This is a genomic window from Variovorax sp. MSC1_012 (genome assembly GCF_023667525.1).
In the GTDB taxonomy this organism is placed as follows: domain Bacteria; phylum Pseudomonadota; class Gammaproteobacteria; order Burkholderiales; family Burkholderiaceae_C; genus Variovorax; species Variovorax beijingensis_B.
Map to the genome: position 1 here is coordinate 1,661,862 of NZ_CM174443.1, position 18,394 is coordinate 1,680,255.

The following is an 18,394-nucleotide window of genomic DNA, read 5'->3' on the forward strand; positions in this document are numbered from 1 at the left end:
ATGCACAGGCTGAATGCCGAGACCCTGGCCGCGCTGCCGCCCGCGGTGGCGCGCCCCGCCTACGACCGCGCCGCACTCGAGGCCGGCATCGTTCACCTGGGTGTCGGCGCGTTCCAGCGCGGGCACCTGGCCGCCGTCAACGAAGCCGCACTGCATGCGAGCGGCGACCTGCGCTGGGGCATTGCGGGCGTGTCGCTGCGCAGCGCCGAGACGCGCGATGCGCTCGCGCCGCAGGACGGCCTCTACACGCTCGCGCTGCGCGACGTGGACGAGGCCGGCACGCCGCGCGCGTCGCTGCAGGTCATCGGCTGCCTGCTCGGCGTGCAGGTCGCGCCCGAAGACCCGGCTGCGGTGCTCGCGCGCATCGCGCATCCGGCCACCCGCATCGTGAGCCTCACCGTCACGGAAAAGGGCTACTGCCACGATCCGGCCACCGGTGCGCTGCGCGCCGACCATCCCGACGTGCTGCACGACCTCGCGCGCCCCGACGCACCGCGCGGCACGCTCGGCTTCCTTGTCTCGGGCCTGCGCCTGCGGCAGCTGCGCGGCCTCGCGCCGGTCACGCTGCTCTCGCTCGACAACCTGCCCTCCAACGGCCACCTGCTGCGCGGCCTGGTGCTCGACTTTGCGCAGCGCGTCGATCCGCAGCTGGCACGCTGGATTGCCGAACACTGCAGCTTTCCTTGCTCGATGGTGGACCGCATCGTGCCGCGCACCACCGACGCCGACCGCGCGCAGGTGAACGCCCCGCTCGGGCTGGAGGACGCCTGGCCGGTGGTCGGCGAGCGCTTTCTCGAATGGGTGGTGGAGGATGACTTCGCGGCCGACCGACCGGCCTGGGACGCCGGCGGCGCGCGCTTCGTGCCCGACGCGCGCCCCTTCGAGACGCTGAAGCTGCGCATGGTCAACGGCGCGCATTCGGCGCTTGCATACCTGGGCGCCATGGCGGGCCTCGACACCGTGGATCGCGCTGTCGCCACGCCCGCCCTGCACCGCTACCTCGACCGTCTGATGCAGGAGGAGATCGCACCCACGCTGCCGGCGCTGCCCGGCCTCGATCTCGATGCCTACCGCCGGCGCCTGCTCGATCGCTTCGCCAACCCGGCGCTCGCGCACCGCACCGCGCAGATCGCGATGGACGGTTCGCAGAAGCTGCCGCAGCGCCTGCTGGGCACGGTGCGCGAGCGCCTGGCCGCGGGCGCTTCGATCGACCGCCTCGCACTCGCCATCGCGGCCTGGCTGCACTACCTGCGCGGCATCGACGAACTGGGCCGACGTTACGAGATCCAGGACCCGCTCGCCGATGCGCTGGCCGAACGCTGCGCAGCGGCCGAACGCGCGGCAGCCGCTGCCGAGCCAGCACAGGCCGACGAGGCGCGCATGGCCGTGTTCGCGGCTTTCGCGCCGGTGTTCGGCAACGACCTGGGGAGCGACCCGCGCTTCGTCTCGGCCGTGGCCGCGCAGCTGCGTGCGCTGCGCGAACTGGGCGTACACAAAACGCTGGCCGATCAGGCTTGAACAAACGCGCATCGGCCCGCGGTCACAATGCCGTGGCCATGCGCCTCTTCACCCGCTTCCTGCGCGCCCTTGCCGCGGCGCTGCTCGTCCCCATCCTGCTGTTCGAGGAATGGGGCTGGGAGCCGCTCGCCGCGCTGGCGCGCCGCCTGGCCCGGTTGCCGCTGTGGGCGCGGCTCGAAAACCGGCTGCGCGAACTCCCGCCCTGGGGCGCGCTGCTGGCCTTCCTGCTGCCGGTGCTCATGCTGCTGCCGGTGAAGGTGCTCGCGCTGTTCCTGTTCGGCCGCGGCCATGCCGCAAGCGGCGTGACGGTGCTGGTCGCCGCCAAGCTGATCGGCACCGCCTTCGTCGCGCGCATCTTCCAGTTGGTCGAACCCGCGCTCATGCGCATTCCGCTGTTCGCCCGCTGGTATCCGCGCTGGAAAGCCTGGAAAGATCATGTGCTGACACTCGTTCGCGAGAGCCGGCCATGGCGCGTGGTGCGGGCCCTCAACCGCCGGCTCGCACGGGGATGGCGGCGGATGCGCGAGGGGTGATTGCCTATTTTTACCCGGGTATATTGCGTTTTATTTTTACCCGGGTAATATATGGCGCATGAACATACCCCAGGAGACGAGGCGCGCCCTCGCCAGGAAATACAAGGAAACGATCCGCCCTGCGGGCATCTTCGCCATCCGCAATACGCTCAGCGACCGCCTCTACGTGGCCGGCAGTCTGGATGTGGAGGGAGCGATGAACCGCGCCCGCTTCGAACTCGGCCTGCGCTCGCACCGCAACAAGGCGCTGGTGCGCGACTGGGCCGCGCACGGTGCGGCGAACTTCAGCTTCGAGGTGATCGACCGCGTCAAGGAGCGCGACGATCCGGCCTTCGACCGCGCCGCGGAGCTCGAAAAACTCCTTGTGCTCTGGCGCGAGGAGCTTCAGTGCCACGGCGACCGGGGCTACGACGCGCCATGAGCATCGATCCGCTGGACCTGTGCCTCAACATCGGCCGTGCCCACGCCGACCTGAACCTGAAGCTCCAGGAGGAGCTGGGCGCTTTCCATGGCCTGAACTACGAAGACTTCACGCTGCTTCATCGGCTGCTGGGCGCCGAAGGCGGCCGCATGCCGGCTGCCGAGCTTGCGCGATCGCTGGGGTTGCCGGTCTCTGCGTTGATTCGCAAAATGGTCCTGCTCGAAAAATCGGGACTGGCCGAACGCACGGCCGGCGCGAAGGGAGACGGCCGCCACGCAACCATTCGCCCCGGCGGCAGAAAATTGATGCAAGCTGCCGTCACGACCGCCGAAGCAATCTGTGCCGATACGGTGAAATCGCTGGCTCCGGAAAGCCTGTCGCAGATCAACGTTGCGCTCCTTGCGCTTTGCCACGACGGAACGCCGTACGACTGAGCGGTTCAACGGGTAGATTACTTGCGCACCCCGTTTCGACCGCCCCCCGAAGAACAAAGAAATCCGACATGCCATCCGACGCGCCACCCGGCAACCTGATAGTTTTTGCCGCCTTCAAGTGCATCGCCCAGGGAAGCACCGCCGACGTGCTCGCACAGTTGCGCGAGCGCAAGGACGACACGCCCTACCTGGTGTTCAACGAACAGACCGGTGAACAGCTCGACTTCGACGTGCACAACCGGGCCGGCGCCGTGGCGCATGCGGCCAGCGCCGAAACCCCCGAGGAAACCCCGCGCGGCGTAGGCCGCCCCAAGCTCGGCGTGGTCGCGCGCGAAGTCACCCTGCTGCCGCGCCACTGGGACTGGCTCAACCGCCAGCCCGGCGGCGCCTCGGTCGCACTGCGGCGGCTGGTCCAGGAAGCGAGCCGCGTCAACGCCGACCGCGACGCCGTGCGCGCATCGCGCGAAGCCGCCTACCGCTTCATGACCGCGATCGCCGGTGCCCTGCCCGGCTTCGAGGAGGCCACGCGCGCGCTGTTCGCCGGCGAGCGCACCCGCTTCGAGGCGCTGATCGGCTCCTGGCCTGCGGACCTGCGCATCCACCTTCAAAAATTGTCCGCCGCCGGCTGGAGCACCACCGCATGAGAGCAAGCCCTGAAAGCGCAGCCACCGGCCAGAGCGGCCTGCACGGAACGCCGGTAGCGCCCGTGGGTGCGCCGCGCGCGCTGTGGAAGACCTTCCTGTTCTTCCTCGCGCCGATGCTGCTCAGCAATATCCTGCAATCGATGTCGGGCACCATCAACAACATCTACATCGGCCAGATGATCGGCGTCGGCGCGCTCGCGGCCGTGTCGAGCTTCTTTCCGGTGATGTTCTTCTTCATCGCCTTCGTCATCGGGCTGGGCGCCGGCGCCTCGGTGCTGATCGGCCAGGCCTGGGGCGCGCGCGATGCCGCCAAGGCCAAGGCCATCGCGGGCACCGCGCTGTCAGTGGGCATCCTGCTCGGGCTGGCGGTGGCCGTGTTCGGCGGCGCCTTCACAACGCCGCTGCTGGCCTTCCTGGGCACGCCGCCCGACGTGCTGGCCGACTCCACGCGCTATGCGCGCATCATGCTGATCGCGATGCCGGGACTGTTCGTGTTCCTGCTCTCTACCGCCATGCTGCGCGGCGTCGGCGATACGGTCACTCCCCTGCTCACGCTGCTGATCTCCACCGCGACCGGCCTCATCGTCACGCCCGCGCTCATCCGCGGCTGGGGCGGCCTGCCGCAACTCGGCGTCGCGAGCGCCGCCTGGGCCTCGGTGCTGGCCTTCGTACTCGCCACGCTGTGGCTGGGCTGGCGCCTGCGCCGCCGCGGCAGTCCGCTCGCGCCCGATGCGGAGTTCATCCGCCACCTGCGCATCGACCCCACGCTGCTGAAGGCCGTGCTCAAGGTGGGCATACCCACGGGCGTGCAGATGATCGTGGTGGCGCTGGCCGAGGTGGCGCTGCTCTCGCTGGTCAACAGCTATGGCTCCAGCGCCACCGCGGCCTATGGCGCGGTGAACCAGGTGGTGGCCTACGTGCAGTTCCCGGCCATCTCGATCGCCATCACGGCGTCCATTCTTGGCGCGCAGGCCATCGGCGCGGGCCGGGCCGACCGGCTGGGCGCCATCGCCAGGACCGCGCTGCTCATGAACCTGGTGCTGACCGGCGGGCTGGTGCTGCTGGGCTACCTGTTCTCGCGCCACCTCATGGGCTTCTTCATCACCAGCGCGCCGGTGATCGAGATCGCGCAGACGCTGCTGCACATCATGCTGTGGAGCCTCGTGATCTTCGGCATGGCCTCGGCCATCTCGGGGATCATGCGCGCCAGCGGCTCGGTGCTGGTGCCCACGGCCATCTCGATCCTCTGCCTGATCGGCATCGAGGTGCCCGTGGCCTGGTTCATGAGCCACCGCATCGGGCTCAACGGCATCTGGTGGGCCTACCCCGTGACCTTCGGCGCGATGCTGCTGCTGCAGACGGCCTACTACCGGCTGGTGTGGCGCAAGAAGGCGATCCGGCGGCTGGTGTAGGGCCGGCGCTTGCTCACTCGCCGTCGAAGGCTTTCTGCGCCGCGGCGAGGTCGAGCTTGATCATCTTCATCATCGCCTGCATCGCGCGGGCGGCCTTGGCCGGATCCTTGTCCTGGAACATCCGGACCATCGCCATGGGCACGACCTGCCACGACACGCCGTAGCGGTCGGTGAGCCAGCCGCACTGCACCGGCTGGCCGCCGCCCTCGAGCAGCCTGTCCCAGTAGTGGTCCACTTCGGCCTGTGTCTCGCACTGCACGAGCATCGAGATGGCCGGCGTGAACTTGTACTGCGGCCCGCCGTTGAGCACCATGAACGCCTGCCCGTCGAGCTCGAAGGTGGCGGTCAGCAATGAACCCTTGAGGCTCGGATTGGTGTCGCCCCAGAACAGCCTGTCGGTGACGCGCGAGTTCGGAAAGATCGAACTGTAGAACTTGAGCGCGTCTTCGCCATTGCCGTCGAACCAGAGGCAGGGAACGATCTTCTGCATGGGAATCTCCTGAGTCCTTGATAATGAACCTGAAGGTTCAGTATCGAAGCAATGCGAAGCACTTGTCAACCCGCGCGGTGCCTGTCGGGGGCGGCATCTGCCGGCGCCGCCCCGCCCCTAATTATCAGCCAGGCGCTCAAGGCGCTGAGCACGGCCAGCCCGGCGCTCAGCAGCATCACCCAGCGAAAGCCCGCGACGAAGGATTCGGCCACGGCTTTCTTCAAGGCCGCGGCGGTGGCCGCATCGACGCCCGGCGGCAGCGCTGCGCCAGCCAGCTTGCTGCGCTCGCCTTCGAGAAATGCCGTCGCCTCGGGCGAAGCCCCCATGCCGCGCAGGCTCTCGGCCAGGGCGCCGTCGAAAGCCCAGGCCATGACCACGCCGAACACCGCGATGGCCAGCACCGCGGCCGCGCGCGACACCGCGTTGTTGACGCCCGAGGCCACGCCCGCCTGCTCCGGCCCCACCGCGTTCATCACCGTGGTGGTGAGCGGCGCCACGGTCACGGTCATGCCGAAGCCCAGCACCACCACCGCGGGAAAGAAGCCGCGCCAATAGCTCGCTTCTGCGCCGGGCACCGCGAACAGTGCAAAGCCCACCGCGGCAATCGCAGGACCGATCACCAGCGGCAACCGAGGGCCGAAGCGATCGACCAGCTGGCCGGCCCAGCCCGAGAGCGCGAACATGATGAGGATGAACGGCAGCAGCGCCGCGCCCGCCACGGTGGCGGAGTAGCCCTGCACCTGGATCAGGTTGAGCGGGAAGAAATACAGCCCGCCGCCGAGCGCCGCGTACAGCAGCAGGGTCAGCAGGTTGGCGCCGCTGAAGTTGCCGATGCGCAGCAGCGCGAGCGGCAGCATCGGCGTGCGTGCCCTGCGCTCGGCGGCAATGAAGCCCGCGCAGCCGACGAGGCCGATGCCCAGCGCCGCCAGCACCGCGGGCGAACTCCAGTGCCGCGTCGGCGCCTCGATGAATGCGTAGACGATGCCGCCGAGACCGGCGGTGGCCAGCAGCGCGCCGACCAGATCGAGCCCGCCGCTGGCCGATGAACCGCGGCTCTCTGGCACGTGGCGCCACGCGATCCACAGCACGAGCAGCGCCATCGGCACGTTGATGAGGAAAGCCCAGGCCCAGGAGAAATGATCGACCAGGAAGCCGCCGAGCACCGGCCCCGCGGCCGCCGTGATGCCGCTGAAGCCCGACCAGATGCCGATGGCCTTGCCGCGCTCCTTCTCGGGAAATGCGGCGCTGATGAGCGCCAGGCTGCCGGGCACCAGCAAGGCCCCGCCGATGCCCTGCACCGCGCGCGCGGCAATCAGCTGCTGCACGCTGCCGGCGAGCCCGCAGGCCACCGAAGCAATGGCGAAGATGCCGACGCCGATCGCGAAGATGCGGCGCCGCCCGAAGTGGTCGCCGAGCGCGCCGCCCACCAGCAGCAGCGCCGCCAGCAGCAAGGCATAGGACTCGACCACCCATTGCGCCTGGAACGCCGTGGCCCGCAGGTCGGCCTGGATGGCCGGCAGCGCCACGTTGACCACCGTGCCGTCGATGAAGGCCATGCTCGAGCCGACGATGGCCGCGGCCAGCACCCAGGGCTTGGAGGCTTCGGGACAGGCACCCTCCTGCGTCTTGGCGCCATGCAGGATCAGTGCGTTATCGCAGGGTGCCTTGCCGATCTGTGCCATGGTGACCTCCGATCCATCTTCCAGAAGCAGATGCCTGTCTTGCCCCTTCCCCTTCCGGGGGAAGGTTGGGATGGGGGCTGCCTGCAACTGCGCGCCATGCGTCGATGACCGCCGTCGTGCCCCCACCCCTGCCCTCCCCCGGAAGGGGAGGGAGAGAGAATCAGGCCGGGCATGCGGCCGCCGCCGGATTCGCGCGCGCTGCACTCACGCTGCGCGCAATGGCCGCGGCCGCCGCGGCAGTGACGCGCTGCGCGCCCTGCGCCACCGCATCGATGCCGCCCGCCACCGCTTCACCCACGTTCAGCTGGCACGCCACCGTGCGAGGCTCGTCGGAGCGCCGCAGCGTCCAGTTGAAGCCCGCGTCCACGCGGCCTCCATCGACCGCGTCGAACTGGCGCACCTGCACCGCGATGCGCCACACGGGCTGCGCAGACTGGCGGCCGCCCTTGGTGACATCGAGCGCGCCGAGCCGCGCCGCGATGCCGCTGGCCAGCGCATCCTGCAGCTCGTTCTCGAACGATGCGGCCCAGCGGTGCTGCTCGAGCACATCGACCTGCACGCTGCCGTTCGCCCGGCCCACCACCATCTGCGGCCGCGCGAGCCGCTCGGGCACCGCCACCGGCGCCAGCTCGATGTAGAGCGGCGCGGCGGTGCCGAGGGTCGATGGGGCCGCTTCCGCGGCCGGCACCGCGCTGGCCAGTGTGTAGTAGCTGTCGGGCTTGCTCGCGCAACCTGCGAGGACCATCAGCGCTGCTGCAGTGGCAGCGAGCAAGAGCGGTTTTTTCTGCTTCATTTCTTGTCGTCCGGTTTGCCGCGCAGCAGCGACTCGGGATGGCGCTCGAGGTAGTCGGTCAGCACGCGCACCGAGCCCGCGGCGCGCGTGAGTTCGCGCAGCGTCTGGCGCATGTCCTGCTGCAGCGGCGAGTCGTCGGCCAGCGTGCGCTCGGCGCTGTTGACCGTCTTGCGCACGTCCTTCATGGCGGCGGCCAGCTCGGGCGTCAGGTCGGTGTTGATGCGGCTCACCGCCTGCTCGGTGCTCGCCAGCGTCTTGTTGAGCGAGGCGAGCGTGGTGCGCAGGTCGGCCGCGATCTGCTCGTAGGGCACCTTGTTGAGCTTGCTTGCGATCTCCTGCACCTGCGACTGGATCTCGTCGAGGCTGTTGGCAATGGTGGGCAGCTCGATCGGGTTCTTCTCGAGATCGATCTTCGCCGGTGGCGCCTTGGGGAAGAAGTCGAGGGCGACGTACACCGAACCGGTCAGCAGGTTGCCGTTGCGCAGCTGCGCGCGCAGGCCCTTCTCGGCCAGGAAGCGCAGCCGCTCCTGCTGGGTGGCGCGCGACTCCACGCCGCTTTCGCCCGCGCGGCGGCGCAGCCGGTCCGGATAGACCTGCACCAGCACCGGCATGCGGAACTCGCGCTCGGCGCGGTCGAACTCCACGCCGATCGACTTGACCTCGCCGATCACGACGCCGCGGAAATCGACCGGCGCGCCCGGCGTGAGGCCGCGCAGCGACTGGTTGAAGTACATCAGCAGCGTCTGCGGCGGACCGTCGGGTTCCTTCATGGCCGTGGTCTCGTCCTCGGCGAGCGTGAAGGCCGTGTTCTCCTTGGCCAGCGGCCCCATGGCATCGTCCGGCGCCTTGAACGCAATGCCGCCGAGCAGGATGGTGGCGAGCGACTGCGTGCGCAGCGTGAAGCCGCTGGCGCTCAGTTGTGCGTCGATGCCGCTGGCCTGCCAGAAGCGCGTGTTGACGCCCACGAACTTGTCGTAGGGCGCATTCACGAAGATGCGCAGCGTCACGCCACGGCCGTCGCCGTCGAGCTCGTAGGCCGCCACCTGGCCGACCTTGATGCGCCGGAAATACACCGGCGAGCCCACGTCGAGCGAGCCCACGTCGGTGGCGCGCAGCAGGAACTGCTGGCCCGAGGCATCGCGCGTGACGATGGGCGGCACCTCCAGCCCCTTGAACTCGCTCGCGGTCTCCTTCGACACGCCCGCATCGGCGCCGATGTAGGCGCCCGACAGCAAGGTGCCCAGGCCCGAGATGCCGGAGGTGTCGAGCCGCGGCCGTACCACCCAGAAGCGCGAATCCTCGGCGGTGAAGCTCTCGGCTTCCTTGCTGAGCTGCACGGTCACGCGCACATGCGAGCGGTCGCGAGCGAGCCGCAGGCTCTGCACCGTGCCGATCTGCACGTCCTTGTACTTGACGGCCGTCTTGCCGGCTTCCAGGCCTTCGGCCGTGTTGAAGGTGAGCACGATCTCGGGCCCGCGCTCCATCAGGATCCGGACCACCAGCATCACGCCGACCAGCGCGGCAACGATGGGGATCAGCCAGATCAGCGAGGGCAGCCATTCGCGCCGGCGCACCACGCGCGGCGGAGAAAGCCCGGGCGGGGGCGATGGATCGTTGTTGGGTCTGGCTTCGTCGTCGCTCATGCTGGCTTGTGTTCCCTGTTGTCGCGTGCCGGTTCCCGGCGTTCCCGTTTGGCTTCCTGCTGCTGCTCCTGCCTGCTGTCCCAGGTGAGCCTGGGGTCGAAGCTCAGCGAAGCCAGCATCGTCAGCACCACCACCGATCCGAAGGCCGCAATGCCCACGCCCGCGTTGATGACCGCAAAGCCCTGGATCTGCACCAGCCCGGTGAGCAGCGACACCACGAACACGTCGAGCATCGACCAGCGGCCGATGATCTCGATGATGTGATAAAGCCTGGCCCGCTCGGGCCGGCGCCAGCTGCTGCCACGCTGCGCCAGCAAGGCAAGCAGTATCAGTGCCGTGAGCTTGAACAGCGGCACCAGGAAGCTCGCAATGAAGATGATGGCCGCGAGCCCGTAGCCGCCCGACACCCAGAAATAGATGACCCCGCTCAGGATGGTGTCGTACTGCGCGCCAAAGAGGGTGCGCGTGATCATCACCGGCAGCAGGTTGGCCGGGATGTACATGATGCACGCCGCGATCAGGAAGGCCCAGGTGCGGCTCAGGCTGTGGGGCTTGCGCGTGTGCAGGTGCGTGCCGCAGCGCCCGCAGGGCTCGCCCTCGGCCGCGTCGCGCCAGACGGCATCGCAATGCGGGCAGGCCACGAGGCCCATCGCGCGGGCCGTGGCCACCGGCGCTTCGCCCTCGTCCCGGGCGTGGAATTCGCCAGCGCTCACGCGGCCTCCCTGTCGGGCTCGCCGGGCGGGCGAAAGGTCATTTCCCAGAAGGCATTGGGATTGAACGAGAGCACGGCGGTGAGCAGCACCGTGAGCGCCACGAAGGCCCACAGCGCCGGCCCCGCCACCACGCTCGCCATGCTCGAGAGCTTGACGATCGCCACCAGCACGCCGAGCAGGAACACCTCGATCATTCCCCAGGGCCGCAGCATCTGCATGGCGCGCACCAGGATCGCAAAGCCGGCCGGCCGGTGCTCGCGGCTGAGCGGCACCAGCAGGTAGGCCAGGATGCACAGCTGCATCAGCGGAAAGAGCAGCGTCGTGGCCAGCACCAGCAGCGCCACCACCGACATGCCCTCGCGGCTCAGCACCAGCACCGCGCCGGCCAGCGTGGTCTGGCTGCGCAGGCCCTGCAGCTCGATCTCGACGATCGGGAACAGGTTGGCAATGGCGAACATGATCAGCGAGGCCACCGTCAGCGGCAGGATGCGGCGCTGCTGGTCGCCCGCGTGGCGGTAGAGCTCGGTGCCGCAGCGGGCGCAGCGCGACACCTCGCGCGGCTTCAGGCGCGCGCGGCTGAAGACCGCGTCGCAGCCCGGACAAACCACGGTTTCAGGTACTTCCGTCATAGGGGCGTACCCTAACCTATTCAGCCGCCCTGCCCTGTCGTCTTCAGCCGCAGGCTGCTGAAGACCGCCGCCAGGCCCGCGCAGCAGGCCGCCAGCACCAGCGCCACCACCGGCCCGTGGCCGCCATGCGGGCTCCAGACGCTGAACACGCCGGCCAGCACCACCGCGCCCAGCGTCTGCCCCGTGAGCCGCGCAGTGCCCAGCATGCCGCTGGCCGCGCCGCTGCGGTGCGACGGCGGCGAGGTGACGATGGTGTGGTTGTTGGGCGACTGGAACAGGCCAAAGCCCAGCCCGCACAGCGCCATGCGCCAGGCGATGTCGGCATTGCCCGGATGCGCCGGCAGTGCCGCCAGCAGCGCCAGGCCGGTGGCGAGCAGGCCCAGCCCGATGCCGCCGAGCAGCCCGTCCGGATAGCGCCCGATCAGCCGGCCCGCGATGGGCGCCATGGCCACGATGGCGAGCGGCCAGGCGGTGATGAGCAGCCCGGCCTCGATGTGGCTGCGGCCGTAGACCTCGAGCAGCAGGAACGGCAGCGCAATGTAGGCCAGCATCTGCGCGCAGAAGGCCGCCACCGACGTGCCCATGGAAAGCGCGAACACCGGAATGCGCAGCAGGTCGATCGGAAACAGCGGCACCGCCAGCGTGCGCTGCCGCCGCAGGTAGACGAAGCCCACCGCCACACCGGCCAGCAGGATGGCCCAGGCCGACTGCTGCGAGCCGCCGCCGCCCTCGCGCACGCCCAGGCGGTCGACGCCCAGGAACACCAGCGAGAACATCAGCACGTTGAGCGCCACGTCGACCGGCGAAAAGCGCAGGCCTGCCGCCGGCGCCACGCGGTTGAACGGCAGCGCCCGCAGGCCCAGCGCCAGCGTGATGGCGCCCAGCGGCACGTTGATGGCAAACAGCCACGGCCACGAAGCCACCGAAAGAATGGCGGCCGCCACCGAGGGCCCGGCCACCGAGGACGTGGCCACCACCATCGAGTTGATCGCCATGCCGCGCCCCAGCAGCGCCGAGGGAAAGGTCAGCCGCACCAGCGCCGCGTTCACGCTCATGATGCCGGCCGCGCCCAGGCCCTGGAAGGTGCGCGCGGCGATCAGAGTGGCCAGCGAATTGGCAAAGGTGGCGCCGATGGAGGACACCGTGAACACCGCCATGCCCACCAGGTAGACCCGCCGGTAGCCGACCAGGTCGCCCAGCGACGCCAGCGGCAGCAGCATGACCAGCGTGGCGATCTGGTAGGCATTCACCACCCAGATGGCATGCGAGGGGCTGGCCTGCAGTTCGCGCGCAATGCCCGGCAGCGCCAGGTTGACGATGGTGCCGTCGAGTACGGCCACCATGATGCCGAGAATGATCACCAGCATTGCGCGCTGGCGCGCGGGCTGGTCCAGTCCGTCGACGGGCTGCGCGGCCTTGCCGTCCACGGATGCCGGGGCTTCCATGTGCGCCGTGCCGCTCACGCCTGCTGCGTCCTGCGCGTGGGTTCGGACCGCACGCTGCCCAGCGTGAGCCAGGTCAGCACCAGCGCGATCAGCGCGCCGCCCGCCATGCCGGTCACCATCGGCAGCGGGCGGCCGTCGGTGAAGAGGCCCACCACCGCCATGGCCAGTGCGCCGGTCAGCATCTGCAGCGTGCCGAGCAGCGCCGAGGCCGTGCCCGCGATGGCGCCGTGCATCTCCAGCGCCAGCACGCCGGTGGTCGGAATCACCAGGCCCATGAAGCCGGAGGCGATGAAGTACAGCACGATCAGCACCCAGAGGCTGTCGCCACCCGCCGCGAAGTACGCGAACATGGCCAGCATCGCAATGCCCGAGGCCACCACGCCGAACTTGACGAGGCCCACCAGGCCGAAGCGCTCGCCCAGCGAACCCGTGAGCTGCGAGGCGCCGATGAAGGCCGCCGCGTTCACGCCGAAGGCCACGCTGTACAGCGCCGGCGACAGGCCGTAGTGGTCGATCATCACGAACGACGAATTCGCCAGGTAGGTGAAGAAGCCCGCCATCGCGAAGCCGCCGATGAACACCAGCCCGAGGTAGTGCCAGTCGCGCAGCAGCAGCCAGTAGGCCGACAAGGCACTGCCGAGGCTGCTCTCGACGCGCTGCGAGGGCGGCCGCGTTTCGCGCAGCTGCGTGACCATCATCGCGAGGCCCGCCACTGCGGCGATGGTCACGGCCCAGAACACGCCGCGCCAGCCCGCCACCGCGATCACGGCGCTGCCCACCAGCGGCGCGAGGATCGGCGACACGCTGAACACCAGGATCAGCAGCGACATGAGCCGCGCCGCATCGGTGCCGGTGTGCAGGTCGCGCACCACCGCGCGCGGAATCGCCATGCCGGCCGCCGCGCCCAGGCCCTGCACGAAGCGCAGCGCGATCAGCGTGTGGATGTCGGTGGCCAGCGCGCAGCCCACGCTCGCCAGCGCGAACAGCACCAGTCCGGCGTAGAGCGGCGGCTTGCGCCCGACCATGTCCGAGACCGGCCCGTACAGCAGCTGGCCTGCGCCCAGCGAAAGGAAGAACGCCGTGAGGCTCATCTGCACCGCGCCGATGTCGGCACGCAGCGCCTGCCCGATGGCCGGCAGCGCCGGCAGGTACATGTCGATGGCGAAGGGCCCGATGGCGGAGAGCAGGCCCAGCAGCAGGGCCATCTTGAAGAAGGGAGACGAAGGACGCATTGGAGCGATTGTCGCCAAGCGCGGCAATCGATGCAGGCGTGGGGTTGGAGAGCGAGGCGGTGCTCATTCAGGCAAAAGAAATGCCGTCATGACCTTTGCATGTATGACCTTCGTATTCACACGGCCGGAGCGCTGCACCGCCTCAGTACAGCGTTCTTCGTTGCCTCTCAGGCAGTTCGCGGTCGTAGGTCTCGCCGTCGAAGGCGGCATCGGTGAGGGCCGACAGGATGGCGCCGGGCGTGGGCACCTCGCGCCGCGATTCCGCGGGCAGCGGCGCCCACAGCTTCGAGCGCTGGATGGCGCGCGCGCACTGGAAGAAAACCGATTCCACCCGGATCTCGATCACGCACTGCGGCAGCTTGCCCTCCATCGCGAAGCGCGCCATGAGTTCGGGCGCGGTCGTGATGCGCGCCCTGCCGTTCACGCGCAAGGTCTCGCCCACGCCGGGAATCAGGAACAGCAGCGCCACGCGCGGATCGGCCACGATGTTGCGCAGGCTGTCGATGCGGTTGTTGCCGCGGCGCTCGGGCAGCAGCAGCGTCTTCTCGTCCTGCACCGCCACGAAGCCGGGCGGGTCGCCGCGCGGCGAGGCGTCGAGGCCGCCGGGCCCGGTGGTGGCCAGCACCGCGAAAGGAGAAGCGGCAATCAGCGCCTGGTAGCTCGGGTGCAGCCAGGGCACCTCCTTCTTGAGCGAGGCCTCGCCGGCTTCGCCGAACAGCGCTTCGAGCTGCTCGATGGTGTCGATGGCATGGGTCATGGGATCACTCCTTGTTGCTTGTCCGGCGATGCCGACGGGTTCCTGCCGCAGGCCAGCGCCGCCGCGGCCAGCAGCAGCGCGCAAGTGCCGTAAAGCCATGACGATGCCACGACCGGCAGCAGGAGCCCGGCCAGCAGCGGCCCGATGCCGGCGCCGACGTCGCGCCACACGGCCCGCGCGGCCAGCGCGTGCATGCGCTCCGGCCCCGGTGTGCGGCGTGCCACGATGGGCGGCAGCAAGGGCAGCTGCAAGGCGCGCAGCACCACGATCAGTGCCGCGCAGCTCCACAGCCAGCCCAGCCCGAAGCCGACCAGCGCGATCGCGGTCACGAGCGAGAGGCCCACCAGCAGCCGCTCGGCACCGAAGCGCTCCGCCATGTGGCCGCCGACCGGGCTCAGCAGGATTTCCGCGAGGTAGCGCAGCGCCATCAGCGAACCGGCCACCACCACCGCGCCGCCCGGCATCAGGTCCTTGCCCAGGTAGGACAGGCCGACGATGAAGAGCCCGTCGAGCGTGAGCCCTTCCATGAACGACCAGGCATCGAGGCTGTTGGGCCGCTTGAAGCGGCGCATGGGCCTGCTGTGTGCGCTGCCGTGCGGCACCGAAGGCAGGCGCCGCGTGGCCAGCACCGCCACCAGCGAGAACGCCGCAAGAATGCAGAAGATGATGCGCGGTCCGGCCCACAGCGCCAGCAGCGCGCCCAGCGGCAATGCGAGCACCGGCCCCATCGCGATGAGCGCGCGCGAACGTCCGCTGCGGCGCGCCGCACCAAGCAGTTCGGCCGTGGCCAGCGACTGCGTCGACAGGTTGAGCGCGGCAAAGCACAGGCCCCACACGAGCCGCAGCGGCAGCAGCGCCCAGAAGCCCGAGAGCGTGGCGTAGCCGAGTCCGCAGAAGGCAGCCGCCACCACCGCGATGGTGCAGGTGAGCCGGTCGCCATTGCGCGCGTAGAAGCGCCCCACCGCGCCATAGCCTGCAATGCGAACGAGCCGGTTGGCCGCAAGCAGCATGCCGGCCTCCGCCAGCGTGACGCCGAACTGCCCGGCATACATCGGGAGCAGCAGGTAGAGCACGACGTCGGCCGGCAGCGAAAGCCCGAGCGCAATGGCGGCGTGGCGGGAGTTCAGGTCGGTGGCGGCGAGGGCTGGAGCGGGCTGTGTGCGAAACATCGAGCCCGCATGGTGCGCCGTGGCTGGGCATGCCGACAAACGACATTAACGCCTGCCATGCGTGAGAAAATTGCACACATGCCGCTTCGAGAACCGCCCCTCAATGCCGTGCGCGCCTTCGTCGCCGCAGCCCGCCACCAGAGCTTCACGCGGGCGGCCATCGAGCTTCACGTGACGCACAGCGCGGTGAGCCGGCAGATCAAGAGCCTCGAGCAATGCCTGGGCGTCGCGCTGTTCGAGCGCCGCATCCGCCAGGTCGCCTTGACCGCCGAAGGACAGCAGTTCTTCGCTGAGGCAGGCCCGGCCATCGCGCAGATCCATGCGGCGGCGCGTGCGCTGCAGGCGCAAGGTCCGGCCCGTGCCGTCAGGATCAACGTGCGGCCTTCCTTCGCGGTGCGGTGGCTCATTCCGCGCCTGCCTTCGTTCGTCGAGCACTACCCCGAAATCGAGCCGCAGGTGGTCACGAGCACGGTCATGCCCGAGCAGGCCGCAGGCAGCTTCGACATCGCAGTGCGCCGCGGGCTCGAAGGCTGGCCGCCTTCCATCGAGGTGCGCCCCTTCCTCGAAGACGAGGTGCTGGTGGTCGGCGCGCCGGCGCTGTTCAAGGCGCATCCGCTCGCGGACCTGCGCGCGCTGGCCTCGCACGTGCAGCTGTCGGCCCGCACGCGCAAGGAAGACTGGGACGCCTGGAAGAAGCACGTCGGCGCACCGCGCGCCAAGCCGGCGGGGCGGCTGCAGTTCGACCACCTGCACTTCGTGCTGCAGGCCGCGGTCGACGGGCTCGGCATCGCGCTGGCGCCGACCTCGCTGGTGGCGCACGACCTGGCCTCGGGCCGGCTGCAGTCGCCGCTCCCCGCGCTGCGCATGGCGCTGAACCGCTACTACTACGGCCTCGCGCCCGACGCCGCGCCGGAAGCCGCGTACGTCGCGCAATGGTTCGAGGAAATGATGGCCTCGGACTCGCAAGGCGTGATGACGCTCGCAGGTCCGTAAACGGCCAGCGCCGGGCGGCGCGCGCCAGCAGCATGGAGGCTTCCTCGCACAAAGCACCTCCAGCATGAAAGCCGCCCTTCCCCGCCCCTTTGCCTACCTTGCGTGGTCCAACCTCGCGGCACAGTCCGCCGAGCAGCTGAGCCTTGCGGCGGTGCCGCTGGTCGCGGTGCTCGTGCTCGGCGCCGGGCCGGGCGAGATCGGCTTTCTTGCCGCCATTCAGACACTGCCTTTTCTGCTGTTGTCGATGCCGTTGGGCGTGCTGGCCGATCGCATGTCGCGGCAGCGGTTGATGGTCGCATCCGAGGGGCTGCGCACCGTCTCGCTGCTGGTGCTGCTGGCCATGGTGCTGGCGTCGAAGCTCGGCATCGGCTGGCTGGCGGTGCTCGGGTTCCTGGGCGCGGTCGGCACCGTGGGCTTCAGCGTCGCGGCACCCGCGCTGGTGCCGGCACTCGTGCCGCGCGATGCCTTGGCCGCCGCCAACGGCCGGCTGGAGCTTGCGCGCAGTGCCGCATTCACGGGCGGGCCTGCGCTGGCGGGCGCGCTGGTCGCGTGGGCGGGCGCTTCGACGGCCTTCGTGCTGGCGGCCGTGCTTTCGATGTCGGCGGTGGGCCTGCTGCTGCGCCTGGCCGAGGCGCCGCGCCCGGCTGCATCGCGGCGCCATCCGCTGCTCGACGTGCGCGATGGCGCGCGCTTTGTCTGGCGGCATGAATTGCTGCGTCCCATGCTGATGACGGGCGCAGTCTTCAACATCTCGTGGTTCGTGCTGCAGGCCGGCTACGTGTCGTATGCGGTGCGGGTTCTGGGCCTCGGCGCGCAGGCGGTCGGCTTCACGCTGGCCATGTACGGCGCGGGCATGGTGGCGGGTGCGCTGCTGACATCGCGCGTGGTGGTGCGCCTGCCGTTCGGCCGTGCGATCCAGGTCGGGCCCGCGGTGGCGATGGTGGCTGCGGCGGCCATGGCGGCCACGCTGGTGGTGCCGGCCGCGTCGCTGGCCGCGTTGTCGTTCTTTCTGTTCGGTGCCGGGCCGATGGTCTGGACCATCACCACCACCACGCTGCGGCAGAGCGTTACGGCCTCGGCGATGCTGGGCCGGGTGTCGGCGGTGTTCCTCACGATCAATGCAGGCGCCCGGCCGGTCGGCGCTGCGCTGGGCGGCGCGGTGGGTGCCGCATGGGGCGAGCCGGCCTGCCTGCTGCTCACGCTGGCGGGCTTCATGCTGCAGGCGGGAATCATTTTTGCCTCGCGCATCGCGGGGCTGCACCGGCTGCCGGTTGCGGTGGCGTGACTGCCTCTGGGGCTGCTAGAAAAGCGAAGCCATTCCGTTCGGCCGCGCGCCTTCGATGTCGAGCATGCGCAGCTTCGTCAGCGCACCGCCGCCGGCCGAAAAGCCGCCAGGCTTGTTGCCCGCGGCCAGCACGCGATGGCACGGCACCACCGGCGCGAACGGGTTGTGGCCCATGGCCTGGCCCACCGCGCGCGACAGGCCCTTGTCGCCGAGCTCGGCCGCGATCTCGCCATAGGTGCGCGTCTGCCCGGGCGGAATGCGCCGTGCAATCGCATAGATGCGCTGATGGAATTCCGACACGGCGCTCATGTCGAGCACGATGTCGCTGAGGTCGTCGGACTCGCCGTTCAGCAGGCCCTGGACGGCCGCGATCGCATGCCGCGCGCCTTCGGGCGGCTCGGCTTCATTGAGGTCCGCAAAGCGGCGCCGCATGCGCGCCCGCGTGGCGGCTTCGCCGTTTTCTTCCGGCAGCTGCACGCCGATGATTCCGCGCGGCCCCCAGGCCAGCGCGCAGGTACCTATCGCGGTTTCGAACAAGGCAAAGCCCGGCTCGATGGTTTCGCTGCTGGTGCTGCTCGATGCTGCATTCATCGCGCCATTT

General features: G+C 69.7%; 19 protein-coding genes. 8 read left to right on the plus strand and 11 right to left on the minus strand.

Annotated elements, in window-relative coordinates:
• The 6 genes from L1081_RS07865 to L1081_RS07890 all read left to right on the plus strand — a co-directional run bounded on the left by L1081_RS07865 (position 1) and on the right by L1081_RS07890 (position 4,962).
• On the plus strand, positions 1-1,518 hold the full coding sequence (locus L1081_RS07865; protein WP_489415927.1) for a mannitol dehydrogenase family protein: 1,518 nt from the start codon (positions 1-3) through the stop codon (positions 1,516-1,518).
• A 38-nt stretch (positions 1,519-1,556) separates the two neighbouring features.
• A complete protein-coding gene (locus tag L1081_RS07870; protein ID WP_489415928.1) occupies positions 1,557-2,051 on the plus strand; it encodes a hypothetical protein in 495 nt (164 codons plus the stop codon).
• Between the two features lie 58 nt (positions 2,052-2,109).
• Positions 2,110-2,472 (plus strand): GIY-YIG nuclease family protein, encoded by a 363-nt coding sequence (locus L1081_RS07875; protein WP_489415929.1) that lies wholly within the window; start codon positions 2,110-2,112, stop codon positions 2,470-2,472.
• Complete coding sequence (locus L1081_RS07880) at positions 2,469-2,906, plus strand: MarR family winged helix-turn-helix transcriptional regulator (RefSeq protein ID WP_489415930.1); 438 nt, start codon at positions 2,469-2,471, stop codon at positions 2,904-2,906. The genes L1081_RS07875 and L1081_RS07880 overlap by 4 nt, the downstream gene beginning before the upstream one ends.
• Positions 2,907-2,974: 68 nt before the next feature.
• Entirely contained in the window at positions 2,975-3,550 is a 576-nt protein-coding gene (locus L1081_RS07885; RefSeq protein ID WP_489415931.1) for a DUF2239 family protein, read from the plus strand.
• Positions 3,547-4,962 (plus strand): MATE family efflux transporter, encoded by a 1,416-nt coding sequence (locus L1081_RS07890; protein ID WP_489415932.1) that lies wholly within the window; start codon positions 3,547-3,549, stop codon positions 4,960-4,962. The genes L1081_RS07885 and L1081_RS07890 overlap by 4 nt, the downstream gene beginning before the upstream one ends.
• Before the next feature lie 13 nt (positions 4,963-4,975).
• Here L1081_RS07890 and L1081_RS07895 read toward each other — a convergent pair whose 3' ends face one another.
• The 10 genes from L1081_RS07895 to L1081_RS07940 form a co-directional block, all read right to left on the minus strand.
• Positions 4,976-5,452 (minus strand): VOC family protein, encoded by a 477-nt coding sequence (locus tag L1081_RS07895; protein ID WP_489415933.1) that lies wholly within the window; start codon positions 5,450-5,452, stop codon positions 4,976-4,978.
• 65 nt (positions 5,453-5,517) lie between these two features.
• Positions 5,518-7,134 carry a DHA2 family efflux MFS transporter permease subunit gene (locus L1081_RS07900; RefSeq protein ID WP_489415934.1) on the minus strand — a complete coding sequence of 539 codons (1,617 nt, stop codon included), beginning with the start codon at positions 7,132-7,134 and terminating at the stop codon, positions 5,518-5,520.
• Positions 7,135-7,294: 160 nt separating this feature from the next.
• The gene (locus L1081_RS07905) at positions 7,295-7,927 is read right to left on the minus strand and encodes an ABC-type transport auxiliary lipoprotein family protein (RefSeq protein ID WP_489415935.1); all 633 of its coding nucleotides are present in this window, start codon (positions 7,925-7,927) and stop codon (positions 7,295-7,297) included.
• Entirely contained in the window at positions 7,924-9,570 is a 1,647-nt protein-coding gene (locus L1081_RS07910; protein ID WP_489415936.1) for an MlaD family protein, read from the minus strand. The genes L1081_RS07905 and L1081_RS07910 overlap by 4 nt, the downstream gene beginning before the upstream one ends.
• Positions 9,567-10,283 carry a paraquat-inducible protein A gene (locus L1081_RS07915; RefSeq protein WP_489415937.1) on the minus strand — a complete coding sequence of 239 codons (717 nt, stop codon included), beginning with the start codon at positions 10,281-10,283 and terminating at the stop codon, positions 9,567-9,569. Before L1081_RS07915 ends, L1081_RS07910 begins: the two co-directional genes overlap by 4 nt.
• Entirely contained in the window at positions 10,280-10,912 is a 633-nt protein-coding gene (locus L1081_RS07920) for a paraquat-inducible protein A (RefSeq protein WP_489415938.1), read from the minus strand. The genes L1081_RS07915 and L1081_RS07920 overlap by 4 nt, the downstream gene beginning before the upstream one ends.
• A gap of 20 nt (positions 10,913-10,932) precedes the next feature.
• Positions 10,933-12,357, minus strand: a complete 1,425-nt coding sequence (locus L1081_RS07925; protein WP_489416751.1) for an MFS transporter — start codon at positions 12,355-12,357, stop codon at positions 10,933-10,935.
• A gap of 14 nt (positions 12,358-12,371) precedes the next feature.
• Positions 12,372-13,562: a Bcr/CflA family efflux MFS transporter gene (locus tag L1081_RS07930; RefSeq protein WP_489416752.1), complete on the minus strand. Its 1,191-nt coding sequence runs from the start codon at positions 13,560-13,562 to the stop codon at positions 12,372-12,374.
• A gap of 169 nt (positions 13,563-13,731) precedes the next feature.
• The gene (locus L1081_RS07935) at positions 13,732-14,346 is read right to left on the minus strand and encodes an MSMEG_1061 family FMN-dependent PPOX-type flavoprotein (protein ID WP_489415939.1); all 615 of its coding nucleotides are present in this window, start codon (positions 14,344-14,346) and stop codon (positions 13,732-13,734) included.
• On the minus strand, positions 14,343-15,515 hold the full coding sequence (locus tag L1081_RS07940; protein WP_489415940.1) for an MFS transporter: 1,173 nt from the start codon (positions 15,513-15,515) through the stop codon (positions 14,343-14,345). The genes L1081_RS07935 and L1081_RS07940 overlap by 4 nt, the downstream gene beginning before the upstream one ends.
• Before the next feature lie 78 nt (positions 15,516-15,593).
• Between L1081_RS07940 and L1081_RS07945 the strand changes: the two genes are divergently transcribed.
• Together L1081_RS07945 and L1081_RS07950 are read left to right on the plus strand one after the other, a co-directional pair.
• On the plus strand, positions 15,594-16,508 hold the full coding sequence (locus L1081_RS07945) for a LysR substrate-binding domain-containing protein (RefSeq protein ID WP_489415941.1): 915 nt from the start codon (positions 15,594-15,596) through the stop codon (positions 16,506-16,508).
• Positions 16,509-16,572: 64 nt separating this feature from the next.
• Positions 16,573-17,793 carry an MFS transporter gene (locus L1081_RS07950; RefSeq protein ID WP_489415942.1) on the plus strand — a complete coding sequence of 407 codons (1,221 nt, stop codon included), beginning with the start codon at positions 16,573-16,575 and terminating at the stop codon, positions 17,791-17,793.
• A 15-nt stretch (positions 17,794-17,808) separates the two neighbouring features.
• Here L1081_RS07950 and L1081_RS07955 read toward each other — a convergent pair whose 3' ends face one another.
• A complete protein-coding gene (locus L1081_RS07955; RefSeq protein ID WP_489415943.1) occupies positions 17,809-18,384 on the minus strand; it encodes a methylated-DNA--[protein]-cysteine S-methyltransferase in 576 nt (191 codons plus the stop codon).
• Positions 18,385-18,394 lie beyond the last annotated feature (10 nt).

Coding starts and splice junctions, on each gene's coding strand:
- L1081_RS07865 (WP_489415927.1), top strand. CDS start 1: ATGCACAGGCTGAATGCCGAGACCCTGGCCGCGCTGCCGCCCGCGGTG.
- L1081_RS07870 (WP_489415928.1), top strand. CDS start 1,557: ATGCGCCTCTTCACCCGCTTCCTGCGCGCCCTTGCCGCGGCGCTGCTC.
- L1081_RS07875 (WP_489415929.1), top strand. CDS start 2,110: ATGAACATACCCCAGGAGACGAGGCGCGCCCTCGCCAGGAAATACAAG.
- L1081_RS07880 (WP_489415930.1), top strand. CDS start 2,469: ATGAGCATCGATCCGCTGGACCTGTGCCTCAACATCGGCCGTGCCCAC.
- L1081_RS07885 (WP_489415931.1), top strand. CDS start 2,975: ATGCCATCCGACGCGCCACCCGGCAACCTGATAGTTTTTGCCGCCTTC.
- L1081_RS07890 (WP_489415932.1), top strand. CDS start 3,547: ATGAGAGCAAGCCCTGAAAGCGCAGCCACCGGCCAGAGCGGCCTGCAC.
- L1081_RS07895 (WP_489415933.1), bottom strand. CDS start 5,452: ATGCAGAAGATCGTTCCCTGCCTCTGGTTCGACGGCAATGGCGAAGAC.
- L1081_RS07900 (WP_489415934.1), bottom strand. CDS start 7,134: ATGGCACAGATCGGCAAGGCACCCTGCGATAACGCACTGATCCTGCAT.
- L1081_RS07905 (WP_489415935.1), bottom strand. CDS start 7,927: ATGAAGCAGAAAAAACCGCTCTTGCTCGCTGCCACTGCAGCAGCGCTG.
- L1081_RS07910 (WP_489415936.1), bottom strand. CDS start 9,570: ATGAGCGACGACGAAGCCAGACCCAACAACGATCCATCGCCCCCGCCC.
- L1081_RS07920 (WP_489415938.1), bottom strand. CDS start 10,912: ATGACGGAAGTACCTGAAACCGTGGTTTGTCCGGGCTGCGACGCGGTC.
- L1081_RS07925 (WP_489416751.1), bottom strand. CDS start 12,357: ATGGAAGCCCCGGCATCCGTGGACGGCAAGGCCGCGCAGCCCGTCGAC.
- L1081_RS07930 (WP_489416752.1), bottom strand. CDS start 13,562: ATGGCCCTGCTGCTGGGCCTGCTCTCCGCCATCGGGCCCTTCGCCATC.
- L1081_RS07935 (WP_489415939.1), bottom strand. CDS start 14,346: ATGACCCATGCCATCGACACCATCGAGCAGCTCGAAGCGCTGTTCGGC.
- L1081_RS07940 (WP_489415940.1), bottom strand. CDS start 15,515: ATGTTTCGCACACAGCCCGCTCCAGCCCTCGCCGCCACCGACCTGAAC.
- L1081_RS07945 (WP_489415941.1), top strand. CDS start 15,594: ATGCCGCTTCGAGAACCGCCCCTCAATGCCGTGCGCGCCTTCGTCGCC.
- L1081_RS07950 (WP_489415942.1), top strand. CDS start 16,573: ATGAAAGCCGCCCTTCCCCGCCCCTTTGCCTACCTTGCGTGGTCCAAC.
- L1081_RS07955 (WP_489415943.1), bottom strand. CDS start 18,384: ATGAATGCAGCATCGAGCAGCACCAGCAGCGAAACCATCGAGCCGGGC.